Raw genomic sequence first — 12,913 nt, 5'->3', positions numbered from 1 at the left:
ATGGAAAAAGGGAGCCATAGCGGCTCCCTTTTTATCGCAGACCGGATTCAGAGCAGGAACAGGGTGGCCAGGCCGAGGAAGATGAAGAAGCCGCCGGTGTCGGTGATGGCGGTGATCATCACGCTGGCCCCCACCGCAGGGTCGCGCCCCAGCCGGCTCATGGTCATGGGGATGATGACCCCCATCAGCGCCGCCACCAGCAGGTTGAGCATCATGGCGAGCGTCATCACGGCGCCGAGCGCCGCATCCTGATAGAGGAAGTAGGTGGCGACCCCCATGGTGCCGCCCCACACCAGGCCGTTGATCAGGGCCACCCCCAGCTCGCGCCACAGCAGGAAGGAGACGTTGCCGGTCTGGATGTGCTGCAGCGCCAGCGCCCGCACTATCATGGTGATGGTCTGGTTGCCGGTGTTGCCGCCGATGCCGGCAACGATGGGCATCAGCGCCGCCAGCGCCACCAGCTGGGAGATGGTGTGCTCGAACAGGCCTATGACCCGGGAGGCCACGAAGGCGGTGCAGAGGTTGATGGCGAGCCAGGCCCAGCGGGTCTTGACCGCCTTGGAGACGGGCGCGAACACGTCTTCTTCTTCGCTGATCCCCCCCATGCGGCGCAGGTCGGTGTCGCTCTCCTCATAGACCAGGTCCACCACCTCGGCGACGGTGAGCCGGCCCATCAGCTTGCCCCTGGCATCCACCACGGCGGCGGAGACCAGGTCGTCCCGTTCGAAGGTACGGGCCGCCGCCTCGTCGTTGTCTTCCGGATCGAAGGTGACGGGGTTCTTCTCCATCACGTCCCCCACTCGAGTCTCCGGCTTGTGCAGCAGCACGGCGGTGAGGGGCAGCTCCCCCTGCAGCCGGTTGCGCCTGTCGGTAACGAACAGCTTGTCGGTGTTGGCGGGGATCTTGCCGCGCAGGCGCAGGTAGCGCTGCACCGTGGCCAGGCTCACCTCGGCCCGCACCGTGATGAGCTCGAAGTCCATCATGGCGCCGACCGTGTGCTTGCCGTAGCGGATCACCTCCCGCACCCGGTCGCGCTGATCGGGGGCCATGGAGGTGAGCAGCCGCCCCATCAGGTTGCGAGGCAGGTACTGGCCCAGATAGATCTGATCGTCGATCTCCAGGGTGCGCAGGGCGTGCAGCAGCTCCTTGTCGCTCATGCCGCTGATGAGGCTGTCCCATACCGTCTCCGACGCCTCGACCAGGATCTGGCCGCGTTTCTCCTCCTCCACCAGTGCCCACAGGGCATGACGCTCATCGGGCGGCAGCGACTCCAGCGCATCGGCGACGTCGGCGGCGGGTAGCCCGTTGACCAGCGCGGTGAGTTCGCCAGCCTGATCGCGCAGCTCGGCGTCCTGCACCCCTTGCGGGTCGAGCAGGCTGTCGGTGAGGGCATCGTCGGCCAGCAGCAGGGTGAGAATGCGGGCTCTGTCTTGTTCACGCTGTTTGGCGCTGTTCTTGGCGGGGAAGGACATGAAGCAGAATTCCTGAATGCGATGGTCCGGCTGACACACCCCATAGGATACCAGAATCAAAACAAGAGGTTATGACAGTAAATGCAGAAAAAGAAACGCCACCCCAGGGTGGCGTTGGCTTATGAAGTGATATCAGGCCGAGGCCAGGGCCGCGTCTGCGGCACCTCCTTGCCCGAACCAGGCAAGCTGGTCCGCCAGGGTCACCACAGATCCCACCATGATCAGGGCCGGGCTCTCGACGCCGACCGCCAGCTCGGGCAACTGATCCAGGGTGCCGCGAATGACCCGCTGGCTTGGCTGGGTGCCGCGCTCGACCAGGGCCACCGGAGTGTCGCCCCCCTTGCCGTGGGCCAGCAGCTGTTCGCGGATGGTGGCGCAGGAGGAGAGCCCCATGTAGAAGACCAGCGTCTGCTTGTCTCTGGCCAGCAGCGGCCAGTCGAGATCCCGGGCGCCTCCCTTGCCGTGGGCGGTGACGAAGCGCACGCTCTGGGCGTGATCGCGGTGGGTCAGCGGAATGCCGGCGTAGGCCGCGCAGCCGCTAGCCGCGGTGATCCCCGGCACCACCTGAAAACCGATGCCGCTGCCCACGAGCGTCTCCAGCTCCTCGCCGCCACGGCCGAAGATGAAGGGGTCGCCCCCCTTCAGCCGTACCACCCGTTGCCCCTTCTGCGCCTCCTCCAGCAAGAGCTGGTTGATCCCCTCCTGCGGCACGCAGTGGTTGCCCGCCTGCTTGCCGACGAAGATGCGCCTGGCATCCCGGCGCACCAGCGCCATCACCTCGTCCGAGACCAGCCGGTCATAGACCACTACGTCCGCCTGCTGCATCTGGCGCAGGGCGTGCAGGGTGAGCAGGCCGGGATCGCCGGGGCCAGCCCCCACCAGCACCACCTCGCCAGCGCTCTGGCTCTCGTCAGCAAACAGGCTGTCGGCCAGCTGGTGGGCAGAGGCGTGATCGCCCCGTGCCAGCGCCTGCCCGAGCCGGTCCGCCCCGAGCAGCCGCTCCCAGAAGCGGCGCCGCTCCCCCATGCTGGCGAAGCGCGCCTTGACCCGCTCCCGCAGGCTGCCGGCGAAGGTCGCCACGGCCCCCAGATGCTGGGGCAGCAGGGCTTCGAGTTTTTCCCGCAGCAGCCGGGCCAGCACCGGGGCCTTGCCGCCGGAGGAGATGGCCACCATCAGCGGCGAGCGGTCGATGATCGACGGCATGATGAAGCTGGAGCGTTTCGGGTCATCCACCACGTTGGCAAAGATCCGCGCCTGGTTGGCGCTCTGGTAGACCAGGGCGTTCACCTCGCGCCGATCGGTGGCGGCCACCACCAGCCACTTGCCCGTCAGTTGCTGCGGCGCGAATTCACCGGCCAGCCACTCGATGCTGCCGTTGGCAGCCAGTTCCGCCAGCTCGGGGTCGAGCTCGGGCGCGACCACGGTGAGCTGGGCACCGGCATCCAGCAGCAGGCGCGCCTTGCGCTCCGCTACCTCGCCGCCGCCGACCAGCAGCACGGGTTTGTTGTCGAGTCGGCAAAAGATGGGCAAGTAGTCCATGGGGCCTCCTGATCAGGCGGTTTGGGTCTGGCTGGCAGTGGTGGTGGTCTCGTTCACCGCGACCGGGCGCTCAGCCTTGGGGGTGGCATACCAGTAGCCGAGACCCATAAAGAGGGCGCCGGAGACGGTGTTGCCCAGGGTTACCCACAGCAGGTTGTGGCCGATGCCGCCCAGGGTGTAGGCATCGGAATGGGCACCGAACCAGGAGAGGGCGAACAGGGTCATGTTGGCGACCGAGTGCTCGTAGCCGGAGGCGATGAAGGCCAGCAGGCACCACCAGATGGCGATGAACTTGGCGGCACCCTCGGTGCGCAGCGCCATCCAGATGGCGAGGCAGACCAGCCAGTTGCACAGCACGCCCTTCATGAACAGGGTCAGGGCCGGTGCCTGGGCCTTGGCCAGCGCGACCTTGTGGGCCAGACTGCCCGCGTCCGGCAGCAGGCTGCCGCCGTAGGAGTAGATCAGCGCCACCGCGATGGAGCCGAGCAGGTTGCCGGCCCAGGTCTGCGGCAGGATGCGCAGCAGGTCGGCCATGGCGATCTTGCCGCTCTTCACCCCGAAGGTGAGGAACATGGTGTGGCCGGTGAACAGCTCGGAGCCGGCGATGATGACCAGGGTCAGGGCGATGCCGAAGGTGGCCCCCATCACCAGCGGACGGATGCTCGGATCCACCAGGTTGCCCAGGGTGAAGATGAGGATGATGCCAAGGCCCACATAGGCCCCCGCCATGGCGGAGCTGAGCCAGAAGCCGAGCTTGTCGCTGCGCTCGAAGCGGTTGATGCGGGCCGCGTTGGCGGCGCACTTGTTGATGGTGTCGGTATACATCTTTGTTTCCTTCAAGAGGGCCGCCCGCGGGCAGCCCGAAAGAGAGTGAAATCGGTTTTAGACGGCGACCCAGACCTGCTGGTCGCGTACTTCAACGGGATAGCTTTGCACCGACATGGCGGCGTTCTCGAGGCAGTGGCCGTCGCGCAGACGGAAATGCTGCTTCTTGAGCGGGCTGGCGACCCAGAGCTCACCCTCGTGTTCACCTACGATGCCGCGCGACAGCACGTTGGCGGCGAAGAAGGGATCCCGGTTGTCGATGGCGAACACCTCGGCCGCCGCGCTCGGGCGGAACAGGGCGATCTGGCGCCCCTCGAGCAGAGCACAGACGCCGGTGCCAGGGAGTATGTCGTTGAGTTGGCAGGCGAATTTCATGATTGAACCTCCACATCGAGCGAAACAGGCATATTCTGGCGGCCTTCAATGAGTGCGCACACACCGGTTCCCGGCAGGATGTCGTTGAGTTGGCAGGCAAGTTTCATCATTTGGTCTCCACCTCGATCTGGTAGACGGGGATGCGCTCGGCCGGGGTGGCCGGTCTGTGCTGGTCGCGCTCGCTGACGAACTGAACGTCCGGGTCGCGCTTGTCGCTGTTGATGAAGTGGCTGAAGCGCTGCAACGCTTGCTCTTCGTTGAGGGTGCGCGACCATTCGCACTCGTAGCTGTCGATAAGGCGTTGGATATCGAGCTCCAGCGTCTCGGCCAGCCCCAGCTTGTCGTCGACGATCACCTCGCGCAGGTAGTCGACGCCCCCTTCCAGATTGCCGAGCCAGACCGAGGTACGCTGCAGTTTGTCGGCGCTGGTGACGTAGAACATCATAAAGCGGTCTATCAACCGGACTAACGTCTCGCGGTCGAGGTCAGACGCCAGCAGGTCGGCGTGGCGCGGTTTCATGCCGCCGTTGCCGCCCACATAGAGGTTCCAGCCCGCGTCGGTGGCGATGATGCCGACGTCCTTGCCCTGGGCTTCCGCACATTCACGGGTACAGCCGGAGACACCGAACTTCATCTTATGGGGGGTGCGAATGCCCTTGTAGCGGTTCTCGAGGAAGACCCCGAGGCCGACGCTGTCCTGCACGCCGAAGCGGCACCAGGTGCTGCCGACGCAGGTCTTGGCCATGCGCAGCGCCTTGGCGTAGGCCTGACCGGTCTCGAAACCCGCCGCCAGCAGTTTGCGCCAGATGGCGGGCAGATCATCCTTCTGGGCCCCGAACAGGCCGATGCGCTGGGCGCCGGTGATCTTGGTGTAGAGCTTGTAGTCGCGGGCCACTTCGGCCACCGCCAGCAGCCCTTCCGGGGTCACTTCGCCACCGGCCATGCGCGGGATGACGGAGTAGCTGCCGTCCTTTTGCATGTTGCCGAGGAAGATGTCGTTGGTGTCCTGCAGCTGGGTGTTGAGCGGGCTCAGCACATAGTCGTTCCAGCAGGAGGCGAGGATGGAGCCGACGGTCGGTTTGCACACCTCGCAGCCATGGCCGTGACCGTGCTTGGCCAGCAGCTCGTCGAAGCTCTTGATCCCTTCCACCTTGACCAGGTGGAACAGCTCCTGACGGGAGTAGGGGAAGTGGCCGCAGAGGTGGTTGTTGACCTCGATGCCCTGCTTCACCAGCTCGGCGTTGAGCACCTGGCTGATGAGCGGCACGCAGCCGCCACAGCCGGTGCCGGCCTTGGTGTGCTGCTTGATGGCGGCCAGGGTGGTGTGACCCTCGGCCACCGCCTGGGCGATGTCGCCCTTGGAAACGTCGAAGCAGGAGCAGATCTGGGCGCTTTCCGGCAGGGCATCCACCCCCAGGGTCGGCTTGGCACCGGCGTAGGCAGGCAGGATCAGGGTGTCCGGGTGGCTCGGCAGCGGCAGAGCGTTGAGCATCATCTGCAGCAGGTTGCCGTAATCTTCCACGTCACCCACCAGCACGGCGCCGAGCAATCGGCTGTTGTCTTCGCTCACCACGATCTTCTTGTAGACGCCGGCCTGGTCATCCTGGAACACATAGCTGTGGCTGCCCGGGGTGCGGCCATGGGCATCGCCGATGGAGCCGACGGAGACGCCGAGCAGCTTGAGCTTGGCGCTCATGTCCGCCCCCTCGAAACGGCTGTCGCCGCCGAGCAGATGGTCGACGGTGATCTGGGCCATCTTGTAGCCCGGTGCCACCAGCCCGAAGAAGCGGCCCTGCCAGGCGGCGCACTCGCCGATGGCGTAGATGTCGGGGTCGGAGGTGAGGCAGTGATCGTCGATCAGCACGCCGCCACGGTCGGCAATGGCCAGTTCACAATAACGGCCCAGGGTATCCTGCGGGCGGATGCCGGTGGAGAAGACCACCACGTCTACTTCAAGCTGGCTGCCATCGGCGAAGGCGAGGCGGTGCTGGGCGTCGCGGCCGCCGTGCATCAGGATCTCGCTGGTGCTCTTGCTGGTGTGCACCTGCACGCCCATGGATTCAATCTTGCGGCGCAGCAGCTGGCCGCCCTGACCGTCGAGCTGCTCGGCCATCAGCACGGGGGCAAACTCCACCACGTGGGTCTCGAGACCCAGTGCCTTGAGGGCACCGGCGGCTTCGAGGCCAAGCAGACCGCCCCCAATCACCACCCCGCTCTTGCCGCTCTTGGCGGCGCTGCGGATGGCTTTCAGATCCTCGATGGTGCGATAGACGAAGCACTCGTGGTGCTGACTGCCCGCAATGGGCGGCACCCAGGGGTAGGAGCCGGTGGCCAGCACCAGCTTGTCGTAACCGACCACTGTGCCCTTGTTGGAGTGCACTTCGCGGTTGGCCCTGTCGATTTTTTTCACCGCTTCGCCGAGCAGCAGGCGGATGCCGTGCTTGTCGTAGAAACCGGGTTTGACGAGGGAGAGATCTTCGCTGGTGTGATGGGAGAAGTAGGAGGAGAGATGGACGCGATCGTAGGCGGGACGGGGTTCTGCACCGAAGACGGTGATCTCGTAGCGGCCCGGGTCGGCCCGCTCGATCAGCTCTTCGATGAAGCGGTGCCCCACCATGCCGTTGCCCACAACGACCAGTCTGACTTTGCTCATAGTTGCCTCAAGTTTGGAGTAATAAAACATCATTCTGAGGCTAGGCTACCCAGTCGGCAGGGGTGGGCGATTGATGCAAATCAAGTGTCTATTTATATATCTCCTCAGGGGTAATTCGAGAAAATTCAACACTATACAAAAATAGGTATACCAGTTAATGATTTCTGGGCTGGCTCGGGGTGAGGGATGGTGGAGGGAAAGCCTGGTTTACCAACTGCCGGGGAGTGAAAACTTATGTCGGAAAAAGGCCGGCCTCGCACTGGGTGAGACCGGCATCGCAAGTCGGGTGGCGAATCAGGCAATATGGCGGCGGAACAGGGCGAGCGCGAGGGACAGGCTGATGCCGCCGATGGCGATCAGGGGCCAGAGCAGGGGCCAGGCGGTCGACCAGCCCAGCCCCTTCAGGAAGACCCCCTTGAGCAGCACGATGAAGTGGGTGAGGGGGTCTATGGCGGCCAGCCACTGGAACAGGGTCGGCATGTTCTCCACCGGCGAGACATAGCCAGAGAGGATCACCGCCGGCACCATGAAGCAGAAGACCCCGAGAAACGCCTGCTGCTGGGTGGTGCAGAGGGAGGAGATGAAGAGGCCGATCCCGGCGAGCGCCAGGCCGTAGCAGACCATGCCGGCCAGCAGCAGGGTCAGGCTGCCGGAAAAAGGCACCTGATAGACGAAGCGGGCAGCCAGCGCGACTATGCACCCTTGTCCCACCGCCACCAGGATGCCGGGCACCGCCTTGCCCGCCATGATCCAGCCTGCGGTGAGGGGGGAAACCAGCAGCTGATCGAAGGTGCCCTCCTCCCGCTCCCGCGCGACCGAGAGGGCTGTGACGATAAGACAGCCGGTGGTGGTGATGATGGCCACCAGCGCCGGCAGGATATGCCAGTGGAACTCGATATTGGGGTTGTAGAGGTGGCGCACCGGCAGCTCGGGGGCGCCGCGCCCCTCGCTCTGCCAGCGGGCGATCACCTGGTTGATGTAGCCCGCCGCCACCTGGCCGCCGTTGGAGCGACGCCCATCGATGACAAGCTGCAGCGGGGCTGCGTCGCCGCGGGCCAGCCGGCGGGAGAAGTCGGGGGGGATGATCAGCCCGAGCAGCGCCTGCTGCCCGGTGATGGCCTCGGTCATGCCCGCCTCGCCTTGCACCGGAATGATGGTGGTGAAGGCGGGCATGTGGGTGAGGCGCTCGATCAGCTCGCGGCTCTCGGCGCCGCCGTCCTGGTTGTAGACGGCCAGCGTGTTGCCGGTCACCTCCAGGGTGGCGGCGAAGGGGAAGAGGGCGGTCTGCAGCAGCACCGGCATGATCAGCAGGAAGCGCCCCTGGGTGTTGCCCAGCAGGATGGCGAGCTCTTTTCGCACCAGCCACCAGAGTCGGGTCAGCATGTTTACTCCAGGGTGCGCCGCGTCTGGCGGGCGGTGAGGGCGAGCCAGAAGAGCGCCAGCAGCAGCAGGCTGAGGGCGTTGACCAGCAGGATCGACAGCACGTTGCCCGCCTGATAGAGGGTCTGCAAGGAGCTGGCAAAGTAGCGGGCCGGAATGAGGTGAGTGATGGCCCGAAGCCAAGGCGGCATGCTGGCGATCTCGAACACGAAGCCCGAGAGCATCATGGCCGGCAGGAAGGCCGCCGTCAGGGCCGCCTGGGCGGCGTTGAACTGGCTGCGCATCAGGGTGGAGAGAAACAGCCCCAGCCCCAGGGCGCTGCCGAGAAACAGGCTGGTGACCAGGAACAGGACGACCAGGGAGCCGCGCCAGGGTACCCCCATCACCACCACGGAGAAGAGCAGGCAGATGAGCATGGCGGCGATGCCGAGCCCGTAATAGGGCAAGAGCTTGGAGAGCAGCAGCTCGGTCCTGGTCACCGGGGTGGCGAGCAGGGCCTCCATGGTGCCGCGCTCCCACTCCCTGGCAACCACCATGGAGGTGAGCAGGGCGCCTATGATGGTCATCACCACGGCGATGGAGCCCGGCACCAGGAAGTTGCGGCTCACCAGCGCCGGATTGAACCAGGCCCGGGTGCGCAGCTCCACCGGCTGGCTCTGGGGCTTGCCCTCACCGAGAAGCCAGCCTTGCCAGATCCCCTGCACGTAGTTGGTGACGAAGTTCGCCGTGTTGGGCTCGGTGCCGTCGGTGAGCAGGACGATGGACGCCGCTCCCCCTCCCTGGCCGGTCATAGCGCGGGAGAAGCCCTCGTCGATCACCAGCAGCCCCCGGATCTCGCCGTGCTCAAGGCTCCCCAGCAGTGCCTCCTTGCTCGGGCCGCCCTGCACCTCCAGGGCGGTGGAGCCGCGCAGAGCCTGCTCTAAGCGGATCGCCGGCGCCCCGCCGTCGGCACGCCAGACCCCGAGGCGCAGGTGGTCCACATCCAGGTTGATGGCGTACCCCATCACCACCAGCAGCACCACCGGCATGATGAAGGCGACCAGTATGCTGCTCGGGTCGCGCACTATCTGCAGCGACTCCTTGCGGCAGAGGGCCAGCAGGCGGCGACGGCTGATGCTCATGGGGTCTCCTCGTCGGCCCGCTCGACCAAAGTGATAAAGGCCTCTTCCATGGTTGGCAAGGCGGTGCTTGTGTCCTTGGCGGCCAGCCCCTTGAGCTCGTCCGGGGTGCCAAGGGCCAGCAGCTTGCCGCGGTAGATGAGGGCGATGCGGTCGCAATACTCCGCCTCGTCCATGAAGTGGGTGGTGACCAGCACGGTCACCCCGTGATCGGCCAGGGCGTTGATGTGGGACCAGAACTCGCGCCGGGTGACAGGGTCGACTCCGGAGGTGGGCTCGTCGAGAAACAGCAGCGGCGGCGCGTGCAGCAGGGCGCAGGCCAGCGATAAGCGCTGGCGCAGCCCCAGCGGCAGGGACTCCGCCTTCTGATCGAGCCAGGGGGCGAGGGCGAAGGCCGTCACCATGGCGTCGATGCGTGCCTGCTGGGCACGACCGAACAGGCCGTAGATGCCGGCGAAGAAGGCGAGGTTCTGGGCCACGGTGAGCTGCTTGTAGAGGGAGAACTTCTGGGCCATGTAGCCGAGGTGCTGGCGCGCCGCCGAGGGGCTGCGGGCCAGATCGATGCCGGTCACCAGGGCCTGGCCACCGCTTGGGCGCAGCAGGCCGCACTCCATCTTGAAGGTGGTGGACTTGCCGGCGCCGTTGGGGCCGAGCAGGCCGAAGATCTCGCCCCGGCGCACCGCGAAGCTGACGTCGTCGGTGGCCGCGAAGTCGCCGAAACGCTTGGTGAGGTGGCGCGCCTCGATCACCGCTTCGGGGGAGACCCCTGCCGGCAGCGCGGCCTCGCGCATCCCGGCCGCCAGGCTCGACTCTCCGCCGGGGCCGCCGCCGAGCAGATCGATGAAGGCATCCTCCAGCCGCGCCGGGGTCGGCACGAAGGCCCCCTCAGAGAGCCCCAGCTCCGCCAGCGGGGGGGTTGCCACGCCGGCGTGCAGCAGCAGGCGCACCCGCTCCCCGGCCACGGCGCCATCCATCACGGCGGGGTGGGCCAGCGCCCGGCGCAGCAGGGCGCGCCGCTCCCGGCCATCCAACTGACCCGCCTCCAGCAGCCAGCAGCGGTGCGCCATGGCCCCCATGAGTTCCGCCGGGGTGCCGCTGGTGCGCAGCTCGCCGTCCGCCATCAGCAGCACGTGATCGCAGAGCTCAGCTTCATCGAGATAGGCGGTGCTCCAGAGCACCGTCATGCCTCCCTGGGCGAGCTCGCGCACCATCTTCCACAGGGCGCGGCGGGAGATGGGGTCGACCCCGACCCCGGGCTCGTCCAGCAGCAGCACATCCGGGGTGCCGAGCAGGGCGCAGGCCAGCCCGAGTTTCTGCTTCATGCCCCCCGAGAGCTTGCCCGCCGGCCTGGCGGTGAAGCGGGCGAGATCGGTGAAGGCGAGCAGCCGGGCAAACGTCGTGCTGCGCTCGGGCTCCACCACGCCGCGCAAGTCGGCGTAGAGGGCGAGGTTCTCCAGCACGCTGAGATCTTCATAGAGCCCGAACTGCTGGGGCATATAACCGAGGCGCTGGCGCAAGGCATCGCCTTCCTGCACCGGATCCAGCCCCAGCACCCGGCTCTGCCCCGCCTCCGGCACCAGCAGGCCGGCGAGCAGGCGCAGCAGGGTGCTCTTGCCCGCCCCGTCCGGTCCCACCAGGCCCGTGATGCCGCCGCTCGGTATGGTGGCCGAGATGGCATCCAGCGCCACGCGCTCGCCAAAGCGCTTGGTCAACCCCTCGAGCCGGATGGCGGCGCTCATGGGGCCAGCCTGACGGTGACCGGCATCCCCTGACGCAGGGCCGGGTCGGGATCCTGCACCACTATGCGCAGCCGGTAGACCAGGTGGGTGCGAAGATCCGGCGTCTCCACCGATTTCGGGGTGAACTCGGCGGTGGGCGAGACAAAGCCCACCACCCCCTGATAGGGCTTGTCCGGCCGCGAGTCGGTGGTGAGCTGCACCCTGGCACCGCTCGGGAAGTGGCCAAGCCAGGGCTCCTCCACATAGGCGCGCACCCAGACCGGCGCGGTCAGGGAGAGGTTGAAGGCGGTGGCCCCCGGTTGCACCAGGGTGCCTGGCTCGATGGCGCGGGTCAGAATGATGCCGTCGCTCGGGGCGGTCAGCACGGCGTCGGCGAGCGCCAGCTCGGCGCTGGCCAGCGCCGCCTTGGCGCCGTCCAGTTGGGCGTCGGACTGGGCGATCTCCTCGGGGCGATAGCCGGTTTCGAGCTGGGCGAGCTGCTCGCGGGCGGCGCGCACCCTGGCCTGGGTCTGATCCCGCTGGGAGCGGGCGCTGTCGAGCTGGCCGCGGGAGATGGCACCGGTGGCCGCCAGGGCGCTCTGGCGGCGCCACTGCTTGTCGGCCTCCAGCGCGGCGGCCTCGGCGGCCGCCAGCTCGGCCCGGGCACGGTCCGTCTCCTCGCTGCGATATCCCTTGTGCATCAAGGTGTTGGCCGCAGTGAGCGCGGCCAGATTGGCGCGGGCACTGTCGCGGCTGTGGGTGAGGGGCGCCGGATCCAGGCGTGCCAGCAGTTGACCGGCTTTTACCCTATCCCCCTCATCCACCAGCACCCGTTCGACGCGCCCCCCGACCCGAAAGGCCAGATTGACGTCGCGAATATCGACGTTGCCGTAGAGGATGGAGCCGTCGGCGGGCCGGCCCTGCCACCAGAGGTAGCCGCCGATCAGGGCCAATAGGAGGGCCACCAGCGCAATGCGTTGTTTCATACCCGTTCTCCTTCGGTGGGGCGCAGGCCACGCAGGGCCCACGCCAGCCGCTGCCGGGCAGCCTCGGGGTTGTCGATCTGGGCGAGGAAGGGCGCGGCCTCCCTGGGCAGCCAGCCGAGCTGGCGCCCGCCACCGGCGATCACCAGGGGCAGGCCCACGGAACCCATGATGAAGATCATCAGCTGCAAGGGGTTGGCCGCCACCAGGGATCCTTCCGCCTGCGCTTTTTGCACCTGTTCGAGCAGCAGCAGGGGGTGGCGGCGCGGCAGGCTCAGCAGAAAGCGCTGGGCCGCGTTCTCGCCGGCCAGAGCGTCACCAAACAGGTGGTTGATGAAGCCACGCTGGCGGGCCACCAGGGTGATCAGCGCCTGCATGGTGGCCTCGAAGGTTGCCAGGGCAGAGGGGTAGGCGCCGCGGGCCGCCACCGCCTTGAGCTCGTCGTAGAGGGGGGCGTACCAGAGCTCCACCAGCTCGTCGATATAGGCGTCGCGGTTGCCGAAGTGATAGACGAAGGTGCCGAGATTGACCTCGGCCGCCGTCGCCAGCTCGCGCACCGTGAGGCCGCGCAGCCCCTTGTCGGTGGCGATGGCAAGGCCGGTATCGAGCAGTTTCTGACGGGTCGGGTGCATCCTGCGATCGCTCCTGGTGTACAAACTTTGCACGTAATTATACGTGTGTATAAAAATAGCGGAAGCGGGTGACGGGATTTTTTTCAGCAGTGTGATCCGCGAGCGCTATGGGAGGTCGGCGATCGCCGTCCGATAAGAAGGAGGAGGGGGCTCACCGATCCAGGCCGCGCAGCCGGCGCTATGGGGTATCGGCGATTTCGGTCCGATAAGAAGGAGGA

Annotated in this window: 10 protein-coding genes and 1 pseudogene; all 11 read right to left on the bottom strand. The window is 66.7% G+C overall.

Going from position 1 to position 12,913, the window contains the following annotated elements; all coding sequences use genetic code 11:
* Positions 1-47: 47 nt before the first annotated feature.
* The 11 genes and pseudogenes from mgtE to AB5Y72_RS17130 all read right to left on the bottom strand — a co-directional run bounded on the left by mgtE (position 48) and on the right by AB5Y72_RS17130 (position 12,695).
* The gene (gene mgtE / locus AB5Y72_RS17180) at positions 48-1,472 is read right to left on the bottom strand and encodes a magnesium transporter (RefSeq protein ID WP_325782764.1); all 1,425 of its coding nucleotides are present in this window, start codon (positions 1,470-1,472) and stop codon (positions 48-50) included.
* Positions 1,473-1,604: 132 nt separating this feature from the next.
* On the bottom strand, positions 1,605-3,011 hold the full coding sequence (gene cysG / locus AB5Y72_RS17175; protein WP_368199306.1) for a siroheme synthase CysG: 1,407 nt from the start codon (positions 3,009-3,011) through the stop codon (positions 1,605-1,607).
* 12 nt (positions 3,012-3,023) lie between these two features.
* Positions 3,024-3,836: a nitrite transporter NirC gene (gene nirC / locus AB5Y72_RS17170; protein ID WP_368199304.1), complete on the bottom strand. Its 813-nt coding sequence runs from the start codon at positions 3,834-3,836 to the stop codon at positions 3,024-3,026.
* Between the two features lie 57 nt (positions 3,837-3,893).
* The gene (gene nirD / locus AB5Y72_RS17165) at positions 3,894-4,211 is read right to left on the bottom strand and encodes a nitrite reductase small subunit NirD (protein ID WP_041204400.1); all 318 of its coding nucleotides are present in this window, start codon (positions 4,209-4,211) and stop codon (positions 3,894-3,896) included.
* 35 nt (positions 4,212-4,246) lie between these two features.
* Positions 4,247-4,318: pseudogene (gene nirD / locus AB5Y72_RS17160) on the bottom strand (nitrite reductase small subunit); the annotation flags it as partial.
* On the bottom strand, positions 4,318-6,864 hold the full coding sequence (gene nirB / locus AB5Y72_RS17155; RefSeq protein ID WP_368199302.1) for a nitrite reductase large subunit NirB: 2,547 nt from the start codon (positions 6,862-6,864) through the stop codon (positions 4,318-4,320). The gene nirB and the pseudogene nirD (AB5Y72_RS17160), both read right to left, overlap by 1 nt.
* Positions 6,865-7,158: 294 nt before the next feature.
* On the bottom strand, positions 7,159-8,247 hold the full coding sequence (locus tag AB5Y72_RS17150) for an ABC transporter permease (protein WP_368199300.1): 1,089 nt from the start codon (positions 8,245-8,247) through the stop codon (positions 7,159-7,161).
* Between the two features lie 2 nt (positions 8,248-8,249).
* Positions 8,250-9,365 carry an ABC transporter permease gene (locus AB5Y72_RS17145; protein WP_368199298.1) on the bottom strand — a complete coding sequence of 372 codons (1,116 nt, stop codon included), beginning with the start codon at positions 9,363-9,365 and terminating at the stop codon, positions 8,250-8,252.
* Positions 9,362-11,101 (bottom strand): ATP-binding cassette domain-containing protein, encoded by a 1,740-nt coding sequence (locus tag AB5Y72_RS17140; RefSeq protein WP_368199296.1) that lies wholly within the window; start codon positions 11,099-11,101, stop codon positions 9,362-9,364. The genes AB5Y72_RS17145 and AB5Y72_RS17140 overlap by 4 nt, the downstream gene beginning before the upstream one ends.
* On the bottom strand, positions 11,098-12,066 hold the full coding sequence (gene hlyD / locus AB5Y72_RS17135; RefSeq protein WP_368199295.1) for a secretion protein HlyD: 969 nt from the start codon (positions 12,064-12,066) through the stop codon (positions 11,098-11,100). Before hlyD ends, AB5Y72_RS17140 begins: the two co-directional genes overlap by 4 nt.
* Positions 12,063-12,695, bottom strand: a complete 633-nt coding sequence (locus AB5Y72_RS17130; protein ID WP_318162408.1) for a TetR/AcrR family transcriptional regulator — start codon at positions 12,693-12,695, stop codon at positions 12,063-12,065. Before AB5Y72_RS17130 ends, hlyD begins: the two co-directional genes overlap by 4 nt.
* Positions 12,696-12,913: the final 218 nt, after the last annotated feature.

Origin of the sequence: Aeromonas sp. R7-4, assembly GCF_040908055.1 — a bacterium.
Classification (GTDB): Bacteria; Pseudomonadota; Gammaproteobacteria; order Enterobacterales; family Aeromonadaceae; genus Aeromonas; species Aeromonas sanarellii.
The sequence above is the reverse complement of the archived record's forward strand: the minus strand, read 5'-3'. Positions and strand labels throughout refer to the sequence as shown.

Bases quoted from the DNA above. Each gene is read 5' to 3' on its own strand.
- mgtE (WP_325782764.1), bottom strand. From the start codon at position 1,472: ATGTCCTTCCCCGCCAAGAACAGCGCCAAACAGCGTGAACAAGACAGA.
- cysG (WP_368199306.1), bottom strand. From the start codon at position 3,011: ATGGACTACTTGCCCATCTTTTGCCGACTCGACAACAAACCCGTGCTG.
- nirC (WP_368199304.1), bottom strand. From the start codon at position 3,836: ATGTATACCGACACCATCAACAAGTGCGCCGCCAACGCGGCCCGCATC.
- nirD (WP_041204400.1), bottom strand. From the start codon at position 4,211: ATGAAATTCGCCTGCCAACTCAACGACATACTCCCTGGCACCGGCGTC.
- nirB (WP_368199302.1), bottom strand. From the start codon at position 6,864: ATGAGCAAAGTCAGACTGGTCGTTGTGGGCAACGGCATGGTGGGGCAC.
- AB5Y72_RS17150 (WP_368199300.1), bottom strand. From the start codon at position 8,247: ATGCTGACCCGACTCTGGTGGCTGGTGCGAAAAGAGCTCGCCATCCTG.
- AB5Y72_RS17145 (WP_368199298.1), bottom strand. From the start codon at position 9,365: ATGAGCATCAGCCGTCGCCGCCTGCTGGCCCTCTGCCGCAAGGAGTCG.
- AB5Y72_RS17140 (WP_368199296.1), bottom strand. From the start codon at position 11,101: ATGAGCGCCGCCATCCGGCTCGAGGGGTTGACCAAGCGCTTTGGCGAG.
- hlyD (WP_368199295.1), bottom strand. From the start codon at position 12,066: ATGAAACAACGCATTGCGCTGGTGGCCCTCCTATTGGCCCTGATCGGC.
- AB5Y72_RS17130 (WP_318162408.1), bottom strand. From the start codon at position 12,695: ATGCACCCGACCCGTCAGAAACTGCTCGATACCGGCCTTGCCATCGCC.